This window comes from Porticoccus sp., from assembly GCA_023261185.1.
GTDB classification, from domain to species: Bacteria; Pseudomonadota; Gammaproteobacteria; order Pseudomonadales; family Porticoccaceae; genus Porticoccus; species Porticoccus litoralis.
The window spans coordinates 16,741-33,364 of the sequence record JALRJN010000074.1 but is presented as its reverse complement, the minus strand read 5'-3'; the positions used below and the strand labels follow the sequence as shown (position 1 = coordinate 33,364).

Sequence of the window (16,624 nt, the reverse complement as noted above, 5' to 3'; positions counted from 1 at the left end):
AATTTCTGTTTGTTCTTCATTGGGAAGCTGTACAAGCAACGACTGTTCTTTTACTTGCATGACAATAGCCGGTGACAGGCCGCCTAACGTCGGGGTTTCTCTAAGTGCCCCCATCCATTGCTCTTCCTTGAGTTGCCTTTTTTCAGGCCCGCGGTAACCGTGGCGACTATCGTAGGCGATCAACCCATCCTGTACCGCCTTTTGGGCGCTTTGCTGTAGCTTGCTTTCGACGGTGGTATATACGCGATAACCATCGGTGTAGGCTGCAGTGCCAACCATGTCGATAATTTCCAGTCTGGCCATCTCGGCAACATAAGGTGCGTCCAGCTGACTGGTATAGCCGTGGTAGGTGGCGGTTACCGGCTCATTAACGGCTGATGTGTAGGTGTCCTCATCGATGTAATCCAGTGTAAACATCCTTTTTAAAATCCAGTTCCGGCGAATCAGGGCTCGATTCGGATTGGCCAGAGGGTTGTAGGCTGATGGTGCTTTGGGCAAGCCCGCAATCATGGCTAATTGGGCGAGATTGAGTTCATTGATGTGTTTGCCGTAATAGACTTGTGCCGCCGCTTCGATACCGTAGGCCCGGTTGCCCTGGTAAATTTTGTTGGCATACAACGTCAAGATCTCATTTTTTGTAAGCTCGTCTTCGATTCTGAGCGCAAGAAGGATTTCATTGAACTTGCGTGTGAACGTCTGTTTGTGGGTGAGAAAGAAGTTCCTCGCAACCTGCATGGTGATGGTGCTGCCACCTGTTTTGATTTCACCGGATGTCATTAATTGTGAAGCGGCACGCAACAGGCCCTTTATGTCTACGCCGGAGTGCGTATAAAAGCTGTCGTCTTCGGCTGATAGAAGGGCGTAAATGTAAGACACTGGAATTTCATCAAAGGTCACAGGGTTTCTTCGCATCTCCCCAAATTCACCAATAAGTTGTGAATCTTGTGAATAGATTCTCAAAGGAGTCTGCAGTTTTATCTCTCTGAGGCTTTCAACGGGCGGCAGTTTGGGGCTAAGGTATAGATACAAACTGCCTGTGACGACAAGGCCGCCGCCGGCCGCACAGGCAAGCAGCCAAATCAAAAGGCTTGTTATTTTGAGAATAGGATGAGTCATGTTGAAGCCGTTTTAAAATCAGCGTGATATTATAGAGTCAAAGGAACAGCGATACACTACTTGCAAACTTGCGGGAAATAGTTAAAGTTCTCTGTTAGTTGCTTTGCGTAACCTATGGAAAAGAAAACAAAAATGGGAATTTTCAGTTTTCTAGACCAGCAACCCAAAAGTTTATTGGGGCTGGATATAAGCTCTTCTGCTGTGAAGTTGCTGGAGATAAGTAGAAGCGGTAGTCGTTACAAGGTGGAAAGCTACCTGGTAAGGCCGTTGCCACCCAATACCGTTGTTGAAAAAAATATCAACAATGTCGAGGCCTTGGCAGAGACTATACGCAAGGTTGTTTCCCAAGCTAAGGCAAAGGCCAAGGATGCTGCCGTGGCAGTTTCAGGCTCTTCGGTGATCACAAAAGTGATTGAAATGCCGGCTGACCTCAATGAGCAGGCGATGGAGACACAAATTGCTCTTGAGGCTGATCAGTATATTCCTTATCCCCTTGATGAAGTTGCCCTTGATTTTGAAGTAATTGGCCCTTCCCAGAACAACGCGGACCAGGTAGATGTCCTGTTGGCGGCCTGCCGGCGTGAGAATGTGGATTCACGAGCAGAGTCGTTGGAAATGGCCGGGTTGAATCCCAAGGTTGTAGACGTTGAAGTTTTTGCTGTGGAGCGGGCGTTTGAGTTGTTGGCGACACAGCTGGAAGAGCTGGGAGAGCAAGTGGTGGCTATCGCTGATGTGGGTGCCACCATGTTGACCTTAAGCGTTCTGGTGAATGGCAAGACCGTCTATACCCGGGAGCAGCTTTTTGGGGGCAAGCAAGTAACGGAAGAAATCCAGCGGCGTTACGGGCTTTCTCTGGAAGAGGCGGGCCAAGCCAAGAAGCAGGGTGGCCTACCTGAAGATTATGTGTCTGAGGTGCTTGAGCCTTTTAAGGATGCCTTGGTGCAGCAGATTTCTCGCTCATTGCAATTCTTCTTTTCATCCAGCCAATACAACTATGTTGACCAGTTGATTATGGCTGGAGGTGTCTCTGCTATGGAGGGTTTGAGGGATGAGGTGGAAGAAAAGCTGGGACTGCCAACGATGCTGGCTAACCCGTTTGCTGATATGGAAGTGTCGGGCAAGGTAGATGCTGTTGCACTAAGTAATGATGCTCCTGCTATGTTGATTGCAGCGGGTCTGGCGCTGAGGGGATTGGAATAGTATGGCCAAGATTAACCTCCTTCCCTGGCGTGAGGCTTACCGCGCCGAGAAGAAAAAGGAATTCATCACCCTCATGTGTGTGATGTTGATTGTGGGAGCATTGGTGGCTTTTGGTTGGGATCGCGTGGTTAACGCTCAAATATCCAATCAAGAAAGCAGAAATCAGTTGCTCAAGAGTGAGATTGCCAAACTCGATAAACAGGTTGCTGAGATTAAGGAGCTTAAAAAGCGTCGCCAAGACCTCCTGGATCGTATGCAGGTGATACAGGAGCTGCAGGGCAACAGGCCAGAAATTGTTAAGCTGTATGACGAGTTTGTGCGGGCAATTCCCGACGGTGTCTACTTTACCAAGATGACGTTAAAGGGTAGTCGCATTTCCCTGGTCGGCTATGCCGAATCCAACAATCGCGTATCCGCTTTGATGAGACAGTTGGATGCATCCTATAAGTTTTCAGAGCCGAATTTGACCAAGGTTCAGGCAGATCAAACCCTCGGTGAAGACGGCAGTCGCTTTGAGATGCGTGCAAAAGTCATCGCTTCTCCGGCAGAGGATGATGCTGCTATGGGTAAGGGAGATGCATGATGGCACTGAATGAAACATTTCAGCAGTTAAAAGACTTCAATTATGCGGACCCGGATTTTGAGACGGTCGGGGTTTGGCCTCTGCCTGTCAGGGGAATCATTCTTGTTTTGATCCTTTCTCTTGTCTTGGTGGGAACGTACTACTTCCATATTAAAGATATGGGAGTGCAATTGCAGAAGGTTCAGGCTCAGGAAGTGACGCTGAAAAAAACCTTTGAAAAAAGAGCGTTTGAAGCAGCCAATCTTGAAGAGTATCGAGAGCAGATGGCTGAAATGGAAAAAATCTTTGGTGCTCTGTTGGCTCAACTCCCCAGTGATACTGAAGTACCTGGTTTACTGGAAGATATTACCGAATTGGGGCAGGGGGCGAGCCTTAATATTGCCAGTATTACACTGCAGCCGGAACGTTCTGCTGAATTCTACGTGGAATTACCTATCAAGATCGTCGCTCAAGGTGGCTATCACGATGTCGGTGCCTTTGTAAGTGGTGTTGCGGGCCTGCCTCGTATTGTGACTTTGCATGATTTCAGCTTGTCAGCAAGAGGGAATGGCGGCCTTCTAGCTCTTGAGATTGAAGCAAAAACCTACCGCTACAAGACGCAGGAAGACTGAAAATGGCCAGGTTGATGGGTTTGTTTTTTGTTTTCGTCAGCTGTGTTCTCGCATCAGGCTGTGCTGGCGACGGTGAACATAAAGATTTACAACAGTTTATGAAGGAAGTGAAGGCTCGCCCATCCGGTGATATTGAGCCTATACCGACCTTCCGTTCCTACAAGACGTTCAGGTATGGCGCAATTGCCATGCGTAGTCCATTTGATCCACCACTTTTGGTGGCTGATGGTGAAAAACTGGCCGGCAAAAATACGGTTGATGCTCCCAATGAGTCCCGTAAGAAAGAGTATTTGGAATCATACAACTTTGCAGCTTTGTCGATGGTCGGCATTCTGTCGCAAGATGGAATGATCTGGTCATTGATTAACGATGGCAGTGGGGGAATACACCGGGTAACCGTTGGCAATTACCTTGGGAAAAACCATGGGCGAATTAAAACGATTACTGAATCCAAGGTTGAGGTGGTAGAAATCGTTCCCGATGGCAAGGGAAACTGGGTCGAGCGTCCGCGGACCCTGGCTCTGAGAGAGAAGGAATAATCGATGTTTGGGGATCGCGAGATGAAAGGCTATCTGAAAAAGAGTGTGTTGATGCTGGTTGGGCTTTCGCTCAGTCTTGGGGTTTCATCACAGGTATTGGCTCAGGTGTCATTGGAAGATATCAGTTTTGTGGCTCTGCCTGGAGACAGGTTTGAAGTCAAGATGTCATTCTCTGATTCTCCTCCAGCTCCAGAGGGATACACGATAGATAGTCCGGCTAGAATTGTCCTTGATCTGCCGGGTGTAACTAGTGATCTGGAGAGAAAGCATTCTCTCTCATTTGAAAATGCTCGCAGTGCTGTCTTGCTGGGAACATCAGACAGAACACGCCTTATTCTCAATATGCAACAAATGGCACCTTACGAAACCAGTGTCACAGGCAATGTTATGACGATGGTTGTGGGTGCGAGTGAAGGTGTTGCACGTACTGAAAAGAAAACAGTTGCGCAGGCTGTAACAACTTCTCGTAGTAAGCCAGCTGCTCAGGACTTTAGTCTCAAATCTGTAGACTTCCGTCGCGGTGAAAAGGGTGAAGGTCTGGTGATTGTTGGCCTCTCTGACCCATCAGTTAGTGTTGATATCACACAAACGGCTGGTGATATAAAATTGAGCTTCTTCCGCACATCGCTTCCGGAAGAGCTGGATCGCCGTCTGGATGTCATGGATTTTGCAACCCCAGTCAAAGAAATCGATACTACCTCTGACGGCTCGACGACAACAGTGGTGGTCGATGCCTTGGGTGAATATGACTATATGGCCTATCAGGCAGATGACCAATATATTGTCAGTGTCAAACCGCTCACGGCTGAAGAGGTTGAGCAGAAAAAATCCCGTTTTGCTTATGTCGGTGACAAGCTTTCGCTTAATTTTCAAGATATTGAAGTTCGCTCAGTCCTGCAGTTGATTGCGGACTTTACCGATTTGAACCTGGTGGCCAGTGATACAGTCAGGGGTAGCATTACGCTACGTCTTGAAAATGTGCCTTGGGATCAGGCGTTAGATATTGTTTTGAAAGCCAAAGGGCTGGATAAACGTCAGGACGGAAATGTGTTGATGGTGGCTCCTGCTGCAGAGATTGCAGAGAGGGAACGCTTGCAGGTTGAGGCAAATAAACAGCTGGAAGAGCTGGCGCCGTTGCGTACGGAGTTTATTAAGATCAAGTACGCCGATGCGCGTGAGCTGTATGAATTGTTTGATGTTCGCCGCAATGGTGGTGGCGGCGGCGGTGGCGGTCGCAATGCCACAGATAGTATGTTGTCTAATCGTGGCTCAGCTATTGTTGATGACAGGACCAACACCATTATCCTGACGGATACGGAAGACAAGATCAGGGATTTCATGGCGTTGATCGAAGAGATCGATATTCCCATCAGGCAGGTGCTGATCGAAGCGCGTATTGTGATTGCCAACACGGATTTCAGAAAAGAAATTGGCGCACGTCTTGGCATTCAGGGTGCCAGAACACCGGATAGCTCAGACTTTGGTTTTGGCGGCTCAATTGAAAACTTTGAAAGCCCCTACAACCCCATTCAGGTATTCAATCAGGGTGGCGGCACAATTCTTGTTAATGATGCAGGCCTAGGTGTGGATTTGGGTGTCAACAACCCAACAGGTAGCTTTGCTATCGAGCTGCTTACGCAGAATACTTTCCTCGACCTGGAATTAAGCGCCTTAGAAAATGAAGGAACAGGCGAAATTGTTTCTCAACCGAAGGTGCTGACGGGTGATAAGCAAAAGGCATCTATCAAAACGGGTACAGAGATCCCCTACCAGAATGCGACGTCAAGTGGTGCAACATCTGTTCAGTTTAAAGAAGCTGTGCTCAAGCTTGAAGTAACGCCACAAATAACCCCAGACGGTCGCATAGTGATGGATATCAATGTCAATCAGGACTCCATTGGAGATATCTTGCCTACAGGAGAGCCCGTGATTGATGTGACGCAGGTTGAAACCAAGGCCATTGTTGGTGATGGGCAGACACTTGTGCTCGGTGGGCTGTTCCAGATGTCAACTGTCGATACGGTTGAGAACGTGCCTTTCTTTGGTGATATTCCCTATCTGGGTAGGCTTTTCCGTAAGGACCTGGATGATATGGAAAAGCGTGAAATCCTTGTCTTTATTACGCCTAAAATTCTCAGCGAAGCCCTTCTTGATTAATGTCAAAACCTAACAATGTCTTTCTTGTCGGCCCCATGGGGGCCGGCAAGACCACAATTGGCCGTATCGCCGCAAAAAATCTTTCTCTCAAATTTGTTGATCTGGACGCTGAAATAGAAAAGCGTTGTGGGGCAGATATTCCCTGGATATTCGATGTTGAGGGAGAGGCAGGCTTTCGCAAGCGGGAAAGCTTGTTGCTGGCAGAGTTGGCGGCCGATGAGGGCATTCTGTTGGCCACCGGTGGCGGTGCCGTCATCGACCCCCAAAATAGGGAAGTGCTCAAGTCCCGGGGATGTGTCGTCTACCTATGTGCATCTGCGAAGCAATTGCTTGAACGGACGGCGCATGACCGTTCGCGGCCACTCCTGCAGGTCGATGATCCGCTATCTGTATTGACACGGCTAATGAAAGAACGAGACCCGTTGTATCGGGAGGTGGCTGACCTCATCGTCGAAACAGAAAGAAAAAAACCTCAATTTGTTGCTGAGTGGGTAACAAGAGAGGTTCGCCAGCATCGATGTTGATGTGGTAAATTCGCACCCCTTCTGACGGGGAGTCGATGATAGTGACCAGTTTTGCCGCCGCTACCTCTTTAATGGTCGACCTGGGCGATCGCAGTTATCCAATTTTTATCGGTGAGGGCCTTCTGTCCAAACCAGAGCACTTGTGCCCATTTATTTCTGGCTCTCAAGTCATGATCGTGTCAAATGAGACGATAGCACCTTTATACCTGAGCAAAGTCTGTCAAATTCTGGCGGGCTACCAAGTTGATACAACTATTCTCCCTGACGGTGAAAAATTTAAAAACCTGGATACATTGAACCGGATTTTTGATGAGTTGCTTAGCAAGCAACATAACCGGACCACAACGCTAATTGCGCTGGGTGGCGGTGTCGTTGGTGATATGACGGGGTTTGCGGCAGCCTGCTATCAGCGGGGTGTCAATTTTATCCAGATCCCTACAACTTTACTGGCCCAGGTCGACTCTTCTGTAGGAGGTAAGACAGCTGTCAATCACCCGAAAGGGAAAAATATGATTGGAGCTTTCTACCAGCCGCAATGTGTGATTGCTGATACAGATACCCTTAACACGCTGCCCGATAGAGAATACCGCGCAGGGTTAGCTGAAGTTGTTAAATACGGCTTGATTCGGGATGCGGATTTTTTTGTCTGGCTGGAAAGTAATATGGAACGATTGCTGGCTCGTGATCCTGAAGCAATTGCATTCGCAGTTCACCGTTCCTGTGAAAACAAGGCAAAAGTAGTTCATGAAGATGAAAAAGAAGGTGGTGTTCGGGCTATTCTGAATTTTGGTCACACCTTCGGTCATGCCATTGAAACCGCTCAGGGATATGGAGAATGGCTGCATGGAGAAGCTATTGCAGCGGGAATGGTGATGGCGACCGAGCTCTCCAGGAGGATGGGCTGGGTAAGTGAAGAAGACAAGCTGCGTGTGGTGAACCTATTGGAGCAATGTCAGTTGCCAGTATGGGCTCCTAAGAGTATTGATCGCCAAACGTTCATGTCCCTAATGAGCGTCGATAAAAAGGTTCTTGATGGCACTTTGCGACTGGTATTGTTGAAGTCTTTGGGGGAAGCCACGGTTACTTCAGATTTCGACGCGGACTACCTGAGAAGCTTGCTGTCAGCAGAAGAATGAACCAGAATGAAGCTCTTGGCTTCATAGTTATCCCTTCGCCATAGGCTTTTATCTTTTAGATATTTGTGGCGCAGGCTTCTGCCATGTAAAATGTCCCTCCTTTTGTGCCCATATGAGTCACCTATTTTTGGGCCATATAACCAGCTGTTTTTACTTGCTTTCTGTCTAGAGTTTTATTATGTCGACAGGCCTTTATCGGTTAGATGAATTCAAAGATAACTGCGGTTTTGGTTTGATTGCCCATACTAAGGGGCAAGCAAGTCACCGTATCCTGGAAACGGCCATTGAGTCATTAACTTGTATGACCCACCGCGGTGGTATTGCCGCCGATGGGAAGACAGGTGATGGCTGCGGCTTGTTGTTGCAAAAACCAGATAGCTTTATGCGTCAGGTTGCGCAAGAGCTGTTTGCTGTAGACCTGCCAGAGCTCTATGCGGTTGGCGCCGTCATGTTGAGCCAGGATGCTGCACTCCGTGAACAGTCTCAGCAAGTCGTTAATGAAACGCTTCAAAAAGAAGGGCTTCAGGTTATTGGCTGGCGGGAAGTGCCTACCAATACAGATTGTCTTGGCGAAATTGCCTTGCGATCCCTGCCTGTCTTTGCGCAGGTGTTTGTGGCTGCAGGCGATCTAGAGGAACAGCCGTTTAACGCTCGTCTCTTTATTGCCAAACGCAAGGCAGAAAAAGTCCTAGCGGCAGATGAGTCGTTCTACATTGCAAGTTTGTCGGCCAATGTTATCAGCTACAAAGGGCTGATGATGCCGGTAGACCTGCCCAAGTTTTACCTTGATCTGGATGATCCTGCGCTGGAAACCGCAATTTGTGTTTTTCACCAGCGTTTCTCGACAAATACAATGCCTCGCTGGCCTTTGGCTCAGCCATTCCGGATGCTTGCTCACAATGGTGAAATCAACACCATTACCGGGAACCGTAACTGGTCGGTAGCGAGAACACCGAAATTTGAGACCCCGCTGTTGCCCGATTTGCTGGATGTTGCACCCTTGGTGAACAGAACGGGCTCAGACTCTTCCAGCCTGGATAACATGTTGGAAGTTCTCGTGGCTGGTGGTATGGATCTGCACAAGGCCGTTCGCTTGCTGGTGCCGCCTGCCTGGAACAACACACAGGATTACGGGCCCAACGAACGGGCATATTTTGAATACATATCCATGCATATGGAGCCTTGGGATGGGCCCGCAGGAATGGTGATTACTGACGGTCGCTATGCCGTCTGTACCTTGGACCGAAACGGTCTGCGTCCATCTCGTTGGGTGCTGACAGATGATGACATCATCACTGTAGCTTCTGAAATCGGTGTCTACAAATATCAACCGGAAAACGTGGTTGCAAAAGGCCGACTTGGGCCCGGTGACATCCTCTCCATTGATACCCTGACTGGCAATATGTTGACTGCTGAAGACATAGATCGCGAGCTGGCATCAGGAAATCCTTACCAGCAATGGTTGCGAGAAGGCACGGTCAAGGTCATGTCCACCATGGACCAAGACAGCATCGAGGTGGAGGGGGCGCTCAGTCGCGAGCAGGTGCGCCGTTACATGAAGCTGTTTCTTGCCAGCCAGGAAGAAAGAGACCAGGTGTTGAGACCACTGGCCGAAGGCGGTCAGGAAGCTGTTGGCTCCATGGGTGACGACACACCCATGGCTGTGCTTTCTGCAAAGCAGCGCTCCCTTTACGATTACTTCCGCCAGCAATTTGCTCAGGTGACAAACCCACCTATTGATCCTCTGCGCGAATCACTGGTGATGTCATTGGCTACCCAGCTGGGTCGGGAAGAGTGCCTTTTTTCGGAAACGCCTGAACACGGTAGGCGTGTCAATTTGAACAGCCCCGTACTGTCACCTCGAAAGTATTATGCGCTGAAAAATATTGACCAGAGCGAGTACCCGGTTAAAAAGTTTGGTGTCAATTACAACCCCCAAACATTTAGCCTCAAAGACGCTATTCAGAACCTGTGTCTGGAAGTGGAAAAAGCGGTCAAAGAGGGTGTCGTACTTTGTATCCTGTCTGACTCAGAGATTGCTGCAGATAAGTTGCCCATTCCAATGCTTATGGCTGTGGGGGCTGTGCACCATCATCTGATTGCCGTAGGTGAGCGGTGTAATGCGAACATCATCGCCAGCACGGCCTCGGCTCGCGATTCGCATCAGATCGCCACATTGATTGGCTATGGTGCTTCTGCCGTTTATCCCTATTTGAGTTTCCATATTCTGTCAGATCTTGTGAATTCCGGGGAAGTACTGTGTGATCTGGGAACAGCCTTCAAAAACTACCGTAAGGGTATTAACAAGGGGCTGCTTAAGATTTTATCCAAGATGGGTATCTCTACAATCGGTTCATACCGGGGTGCCCAGTTGTACGAAATTATCGGTTTGTCATCTGATGTTGTTGAAATCTGCTTTGCTGAAACGCCAAGTCGAATCGAGGGTGCCGGTTTCGGCGAGCTGCAAAACGACTTGAAATTGCTGGCGGCAGAAGCCTGGAGTGATCGCAAGCCCATTAACCCGGGTGGTTTGCTGAAATATGTGCATGGTCAGGAATATCATGCTTTCAATCCGGATGTCGTTACAGCATTACACAAATCGGTACAGAACAATGATTATGCTGCCTGGCATGATTATGCCGGATTGGTAAATGACAGGCCGATAGCAACACTTCGTGATCTGTTGAAGGTGAGAGGCGATATTGCTCCTGTGCTACTGAGTGAAGTCGAGCCGATTGAAGATATTATCAAACGGTTCGATTCTGCCGGCATGTCATTGGGTGCATTGTCACCCGAAGCACATGAGGCGTTGGCAGAAGCCATGAATAGCCTCGGCGGCAGGTCTAACTCTGGTGAAGGTGGCGAAGATCCTGCCCGATATGGCACGATCAAGGTTTCCAAAATCAAGCAGGTTGCCTCTGGTCGTTTTGGCGTCACGCCACATTACCTTTCCAGTGCTGAAGTCATCCAGATCAAGGTTGCGCAAGGTGCAAAGCCGGGTGAGGGAGGGCAGTTGCCGGGTGGTAAAGTCAATGACTTGATTGCCAGACTGCGTTATTCGGTTCCCGGTGTCACCCTGATTTCGCCACCTCCTCACCACGATATCTATTCCATTGAGGACTTGGCTCAGCTTATCTTTGACCTGAAGCAGGTCAATCCGCAGGCATTGGTGTCCGTTAAGCTTGTATCCAGACCTGGCGTGGGAACCATTGCAGCCGGCGTGGCCAAGGCCTATGCAGATTTGATTACGATCTCCGGTTATGACGGTGGCACAGCGGCCAGCCCACTGACGTCTATTCGCTATGCCGGTTCCCCGTGGGAGCTTGGTTTGGCGGAAACCCACCAGACATTAAGGGCCAATGATCTGCGCGACAAAGTGAGGGTTCAGACCGATGGCGGTTTGAAAACCGGCCTTGATGTGGTCAAAGCGGCCATTTTAGGTGCAGAAAGTTTCGGTTTCGGAACTGCGCCTATGATTGCGCTGGGTTGTAAATATCTACGCATCTGTCACCTCAACAACTGCGCAACAGGTGTTGCCACCCAAGACAAACAGCTGCGGGAAGAGTACTACCACGGTACGGTAGAAATGGCGCGCAACTTTTTCCGCTTTATGGCAGAAGAAACACGTGAGTGGATGTCCCGTTTAGGTGTCAGGACGTTGGGAGAGCTAGTGGGTCGGGTAGACCTTTTGGAGACGCTTTCCGGTACAACGGAAAAGCATAAGAAGCTGGATCTTTCGCCTATTATCTACACCGATGAACTGCTTCAGAGCAAGCCACAAACTTGTCAGGTTGCCAGAAACTACCCATTTGATAAGGGTGTTTTGGCCGAGCAGATGGTTACAGAAATTCTGCCGGCCATTGAAAGTAAGGCCGGCGGTGAATTCAGCTATTCGGTCAGTAACTGTGATCGCTCAATTGGCGCCAGATTGTCGGGTGAAATAGCCAAGCGTTACGGCAACCAGGGCATGGTTGATGCGCCGATCAAGTTGAACTTGAGGGGTGTGGCCGGGCAGTCACTGGGTGTCTGGAATGCCGGTGGCCTGGATATACACCTGATTGGTGACGCCAATGACTACGTAGGCAAGGGTATGGCCGGTGGTAAGGTTGTCATTGCACCGCCTGAAAACAGCCGCTACGCCTCAAATGATGCGCCGATTGTTGGTAATACCTGTCTTTATGGTGCCACGGGGGGCAAGCTGTTCGCGGCAGGCCGGGCAGGTGAACGTTTTGCCGTGAGAAACTCCGGTTCTCTTGCAGTGATTGAAGGTGCTGGGCACCACTGCTGTGAATATATGACCGGCGGTATTGTCGTGGTGCTGGGAGAAACAGGGTACAACTTCGGCGCAGGTATGACCGGCGGTTTTGCTTATGTGCTGGACCAAGAGCGCAATTTTGTCGACCGCTACAATATGGAGCTAGTTGATATTCAGCGTATTACCAGCGAAGCCACTGAGGAGTACCGACACAATCTGGAAGGCATTGTTAAAGAGTTTGTCGAGGAAACGGGTAGTTCTTGGGGCCAGACGATTCTCGATAACTTTGAACATTATGTGAGTAGCTTCTGGCTGGTAAAACCCAAGGCGGCGAGTCTGCAGGGTCTGCTGCAGCATACTCGGGCAGAACCCCAGTAACAGGCAAACGGTGCAACTGAGAATAGGTTTGGATTTATGACCCAGAGGCTAAACAACAATTTTCAATTCGTTCAGGTTGAGCGGGGAGAACCCAGTAAAAAAGGGCTCCTGAGTCGCACACGTGAATTTGTTGAGATCTACGAACCGTTTGAACAGAAAGATGCTTCCAGTCAGGCGCACCGATGTCTGGACTGCGGGAATCCCTATTGTGAGTGGAAGTGCCCCGTACACAACTACATTCCCAACTGGCTAAAGCTCCTTTCTGACGGCAACATCCTTGAGGCAGCTGAACTCAGCCATATGACCAATACGTTGCCCGAAGTTTGTGGTCGTGTTTGTCCGCAGGATCGACTCTGTGAAGGTGCCTGCACCCTCAATCAGGACTTTGGCGCAGTGACCATCGGCAGTGCGGAAAAGTTTATCACTGACACGGCATTTGCCATGGGCTGGCGCCCTGATATGTCAAACGTGAAGTGGACGGACAAGCGAGTTGCCATTATTGGTGCGGGCCCTGCGGGGTTGGGATGTGCAGACATCCTGGTTCGAAACGGGGTGAAGCCGGTCGTTTTTGATCGTTACCCTGAAATTGGTGGGTTGCTTACCTTCGGTATACCCGAATTCAAGCTGGAAAAGTCTGTGATGCAGAATCGCCGTCGGGTTTTCGAGGATATGGGCGTCGAATTCCGACTCAATACCGAGGTGGGCAAGGACGTGGAGATGACTGCTCTGCTGCAGGAATTTGATGCGGTATTTCTCGGTATGGGAACATACACCTATATGAAAGGAGGGTTTCCCGGTGAAAACCTGCCAGGTGTGTATGATGCGTTGCCCTTCCTGATTGCTAACGTGAACCGCAATATGGGTTGGGAAAAAGATTCCTCTGACTTTATCAGTGTGGCAGGCAAGCGAGTTGTGGTGTTGGGCGGAGGTGATACCGCCATGGACTGTAACCGCACATCAATCCGTCAGGGTGCAGAGGCTGTGGTCTGTGCATACCGGCGAGATGAAGCCAATATGCCTGGTTCTCGCCGTGAAGTGCAGAATGCCAAGGAAGAAGGGGTCGAGTTCCTGTTCAACCGGCAACCCATAGAAATTGTCGGTAATGATCGTGTGGAAGGTATTAAGGTTGTTACCACCGAACTGGGTGAGCCCGATGAAAAAGGTCGTCGTCGCCCGGTCCCTGTTGCGGGCAGTGAAGAAATTCTGCCGGCAGATGTTGTTTTGATTGCTTTTGGTTTTCAGCCCAGCCCGGCTCCCTGGTTAAGTGATATCGACGTAGAGCTGAACAGCTGGCAGGGGGTCATTGCTCCTGAAGAACAGCCCTACAAGTTTCAAACCAGCAATCCCAAGGTATTTGCCGGTGGTGATATGGTACGTGGGTCAGACTTGGTGGTGACTGCTATCTGGGAAGGCCGTCAGGCCGGTGAAGGCATCCTGGATTACCTGGAAATTTAAGGCGCACTAATGACGGCATTGAAAAACGACCGCTTCCTGCGGGCATTGCTGCGTCAGCCGGTAGATGTCACTCCTGTTTGGATGATGCGACAGGCGGGGAGATACTTGCCTGAGTACCGGGAGACCCGTAGCCAAGCTGGGGACTTTATGGGGTTGTGTACCAACCCGGATCTTGCCTGTGAAGTCACATTGCAGCCTCTTGAGCGCTATCCGCTCGATGCCGCCATTCTATTTTCTGACATCCTGACTATCCCTGATGCGATGGGCCTTGGCCTCTATTTTGAAGCGGGCGAGGGTCCAAAATTTCGAAAGCCGGTACGTACCGAAAAGGAGATCACTGCTCTGGAGGTAGTTAAGCCCCATGAAGACCTGGCTTATGTTGTTGATGCAGTGAGTACCATCCGCCGTGAATTGAATGGGCGGGTGCCGCTGATCGGTTTTTCAGGGAGTCCCTGGACATTGGCAACTTACATGGTTGAGGGAGGCTCAAGTCGTGATTTTGCCCGTTGTAAAACACTCATGTATGAACAGCCTGAGCTGATGCACCAACTGCTGGATGTTCTGGCTGAGTCGGTGATTGTGTACCTGAACGCACAGATTGCAGCGGGAGCACAGGCAGTACAAATCTTTGATACCTGGGGTGGGAGTCTCTCTCATAGTGCTTACCAGGAATTTTCACTTGCCTACATGCGCAAAATTGTCTCGGGATTATTGAAAGAAAATGAGGGGCGCCCTGTGCCCGTTATCCTCTTTACTAAAGGTGGTGGCCAGTGGCTCGAAGCCATCGCTGGCGCTGGTTGTGATGCAATAGGTCTGGACTGGACAACTGACATCGGCACCGCGCGTCAACGCGTTGGGGGGCAAGTTGCCCTGCAAGGCAATATGGACCCCGCTGTGCTTAGGGCTTCCCCCGCCCGGATCCGTCAGGAAGTTGCTTCGATTCTTGAAAGTTATGGTGCTGGTTCAGGCCATATCTTTAATCTGGGTCACGGGATAACTCCGGATATCCACCCTGAACACGCCGGTGCATTTGTTGACGCAGTTCACGAACTGTCAGAGAAATACCACAAAAACTCTAATTAAAGTAACCAGTTATCGTTATTTCTGACCGGCGACACCCTCTCTCTTGCCTTTCTTTTTGTCGGGTTTATTCTTACGTTGTCAGTCTGTGGTTTAACGCAGGCTAAAAATTATCTCTACCCCTGATAGGGGGGGTGAAAGCTATGAGCATCAAACAGGTTAAAATCAGAGCGGAAGACGTCACCATTGGTATGTACGTCTCCTGTCTTGATCGCCCGTGGAGTCAAACACCTTTCCCCATCCAGGGCTTGCTGGTCAAAAGCCCGAAGGAGATAAGCGCACTGCGTAACTACTGTGACTTTGTTTTCATTGATGTGACCAAGGGCGCTAGCCCGATCGGCACAGTTGTAACCGATGCTTACTCCGCCAAATCAGGTCAAGGAAAAAAAATAATTTCTTCACTGACAAAAGCTCAGGCCGGTATAACGGAGAAAAGTGACGTGACTCCGATTGAGGTCAAGCGCAATGTTTACACTGAGGTTGTGCCGCTTAGCAGTGAAGTGGCACATGCTGAAAAGGCATTATTGCAATTGCGCGGCCAGTTTACTCTTGCCGCCAAACAGATAGCCAAAGGTCGAGATTTTGATTATCAGCTGCTGAAAGATGCGGTTGCTGATATGGTCAATAGCGTTGTGCGCTGTCCTGATGCATTCACCTGGTTGTTGAGACTGCGTCTTAAAGATCAGCATACACACGACCACAGTATGAGAGCGGCGCTTTGGGCCGTTCAATTTGCCCGCTACATTGGAATGCCCAAGGGCGACATGTCCGTACTTTGTCTGGGTACTCTGTTAAAGGACATCGGCAAGGTCAAATTGCCCAATGGACTGTTGCGCAAAAAGCGTCGCACCCCTGAAGAAAACAAGGAATACCAGCAATTTGTTGAGTACGGGGTGGAAATGCTCCGAGCCTCGAAAAATGTTGAGCCTCGGGTGATTTCAGTGGTTCGTTACCACTGTGAACGCTTTGATGGCAGTGGTTTTCCCGAGGGTATTATGGGCGGGAAAATTCCCCTGTTGGCCCGTATTGCTGGTATTGCCACGACATATGATGCTATTTCAAATCCGCAAGAGTCTGAGGATCCTGTGGCGCCATCTCGTGCCGTCAGTCTGCTCTACAACATGCGAGACAAAAAATTTCAGGATGACCTGATTGTTCAGTTTATCCAGTCGATCGGCTTGTATCCCACCGGGACTCTGGTGGAGTTGACCACTGGTGATGTCGGTGTAGTGGTAGAGCAACATGCGGATTCTCGCTTGACACCTAAGGTGGCGGTCTTCAATCAGAAAAAAGCCAAGGCTTCTGGCGAATATATACTGTTGGACTTGAAGGACGAGAAGCAGTCGCGAGAAGCTTTGATGAGTAGTGGCGTGGCCAAGGCGCGTTCGGTCTCCAAGCTGGCGATTGCAAGGGATCTGGAGTTGTCAGGCTATGACGTTGATATACCTGCAGTTACCACCATTTTCATGAAAAATGCCAGCAAAGTTCTTGATAGTGCTTTGGCTGGCGATCAGGAAGTTGTGGAAACTTCACCTAAGAAATTCGGTATGTTTACCAACCTGAAGGATCGTTTTCGAATTTGATCTTTGG

At 49.7% G+C, this 16,624-nt stretch carries 12 protein-coding genes; 11 read left to right on the top strand and 1 reads right to left on the bottom strand.

The window, feature by feature from the left end:
* Nucleotides 1-1,116 (bottom strand): transglycosylase domain-containing protein (locus ACYZYZ_RS06830; RefSeq protein WP_461483718.1); only part of this gene is annotated, 1,116 nt, incomplete at its 3' end.
* A 132-nt stretch (nt 1,117-1,248) separates the two neighbouring features.
* On the opposite strand from ACYZYZ_RS06830, the gene ACYZYZ_RS06825 reads away from it, so the two are divergent.
* The 11 genes from ACYZYZ_RS06825 (at nt 1,249) to ACYZYZ_RS06775 (ending at nt 16,617) form a co-directional block, all read left to right on the top strand.
* Nucleotides 1,249-2,316 (top strand): pilus assembly protein PilM, encoded by a 1,068-nt coding sequence (locus ACYZYZ_RS06825; RefSeq protein ID WP_305169922.1) that lies wholly within the window; start codon nt 1,249-1,251, stop codon nt 2,314-2,316.
* Nucleotide 2,317: 1 nt separating this feature from the next.
* The gene (locus ACYZYZ_RS06820; RefSeq protein WP_305169923.1) at nt 2,318-2,899 is read left to right on the top strand and encodes a PilN domain-containing protein; all 582 of its coding nucleotides are present in this window, start codon (nt 2,318-2,320) and stop codon (nt 2,897-2,899) included.
* The gene (locus ACYZYZ_RS06815) at nt 2,899-3,510 is read left to right on the top strand and encodes a type IV pilus inner membrane component PilO (protein ID WP_461483721.1); all 612 of its coding nucleotides are present in this window, start codon (nt 2,899-2,901) and stop codon (nt 3,508-3,510) included. The genes ACYZYZ_RS06820 and ACYZYZ_RS06815 overlap by 1 nt, the downstream gene beginning before the upstream one ends.
* Nucleotides 3,511-3,512: 2 nt before the next feature.
* Nucleotides 3,513-4,049: a pilus assembly protein PilP gene (locus ACYZYZ_RS06810; protein WP_305169924.1), complete on the top strand. Its 537-nt coding sequence runs from the start codon at nt 3,513-3,515 to the stop codon at nt 4,047-4,049.
* 21 nt (nt 4,050-4,070) lie between these two features.
* Complete coding sequence (locus ACYZYZ_RS06805; protein WP_461483717.1) at nt 4,071-6,206, top strand: type IV pilus secretin PilQ; 2,136 nt, start codon at nt 4,071-4,073, stop codon at nt 6,204-6,206.
* Nucleotides 6,206-6,730 carry a shikimate kinase AroK gene (gene aroK / locus ACYZYZ_RS06800; protein ID WP_305169926.1) on the top strand — a complete coding sequence of 175 codons (525 nt, stop codon included), beginning with the start codon at nt 6,206-6,208 and terminating at the stop codon, nt 6,728-6,730. The genes ACYZYZ_RS06805 and aroK overlap by 1 nt, the downstream gene beginning before the upstream one ends.
* Before the next feature lie 71 nt (nt 6,731-6,801).
* On the top strand, nt 6,802-7,866 hold the full coding sequence (aroB, locus tag ACYZYZ_RS06795; RefSeq protein WP_461483720.1) for a 3-dehydroquinate synthase: 1,065 nt from the start codon (nt 6,802-6,804) through the stop codon (nt 7,864-7,866).
* Nucleotides 7,867-8,044: 178 nt separating this feature from the next.
* Nucleotides 8,045-12,499 carry a glutamate synthase large subunit gene (gltB, locus tag ACYZYZ_RS06790; RefSeq protein WP_461483716.1) on the top strand — a complete coding sequence of 1,485 codons (4,455 nt, stop codon included), beginning with the start codon at nt 8,045-8,047 and terminating at the stop codon, nt 12,497-12,499.
* Between the two features lie 36 nt (nt 12,500-12,535).
* A complete protein-coding gene (locus ACYZYZ_RS06785; protein WP_305169928.1) occupies nt 12,536-13,954 on the top strand; it encodes an FAD-dependent oxidoreductase in 1,419 nt (472 codons plus the stop codon).
* A 9-nt stretch (nt 13,955-13,963) separates the two neighbouring features.
* A complete protein-coding gene (gene hemE / locus ACYZYZ_RS06780; RefSeq protein ID WP_461483715.1) occupies nt 13,964-15,037 on the top strand; it encodes a uroporphyrinogen decarboxylase in 1,074 nt (357 codons plus the stop codon).
* A gap of 140 nt (nt 15,038-15,177) precedes the next feature.
* Nucleotides 15,178-16,617 carry an HD-GYP domain-containing protein gene (locus tag ACYZYZ_RS06775; protein ID WP_461483714.1) on the top strand — a complete coding sequence of 480 codons (1,440 nt, stop codon included), beginning with the start codon at nt 15,178-15,180 and terminating at the stop codon, nt 16,615-16,617.
* Nucleotides 16,618-16,624: the final 7 nt, after the last annotated feature.

Coding starts and splice junctions, on each gene's coding strand:
- ACYZYZ_RS06810 (WP_305169924.1), top strand. CDS start 3,513: ATGGCCAGGTTGATGGGTTTGTTTTTTGTTTTCGTCAGCTGTGTTCTC.
- ACYZYZ_RS06775 (WP_461483714.1), top strand. CDS start 15,178: ATGAGCATCAAACAGGTTAAAATCAGAGCGGAAGACGTCACCATTGGT.
- ACYZYZ_RS06825 (WP_305169922.1), top strand. CDS start 1,249: ATGGGAATTTTCAGTTTTCTAGACCAGCAACCCAAAAGTTTATTGGGG.
- aroK (WP_305169926.1), top strand. CDS start 6,206: ATGTCAAAACCTAACAATGTCTTTCTTGTCGGCCCCATGGGGGCCGGC.
- ACYZYZ_RS06805 (WP_461483717.1), top strand. CDS start 4,071: ATGAAAGGCTATCTGAAAAAGAGTGTGTTGATGCTGGTTGGGCTTTCG.
- hemE (WP_461483715.1), top strand. CDS start 13,964: ATGACGGCATTGAAAAACGACCGCTTCCTGCGGGCATTGCTGCGTCAG.
- gltB (WP_461483716.1), top strand. CDS start 8,045: ATGTCGACAGGCCTTTATCGGTTAGATGAATTCAAAGATAACTGCGGT.
- aroB (WP_461483720.1), top strand. CDS start 6,802: ATGGTCGACCTGGGCGATCGCAGTTATCCAATTTTTATCGGTGAGGGC.
- ACYZYZ_RS06820 (WP_305169923.1), top strand. CDS start 2,318: ATGGCCAAGATTAACCTCCTTCCCTGGCGTGAGGCTTACCGCGCCGAG.
- ACYZYZ_RS06785 (WP_305169928.1), top strand. CDS start 12,536: ATGACCCAGAGGCTAAACAACAATTTTCAATTCGTTCAGGTTGAGCGG.
- ACYZYZ_RS06815 (WP_461483721.1), top strand. CDS start 2,899: ATGGCACTGAATGAAACATTTCAGCAGTTAAAAGACTTCAATTATGCG.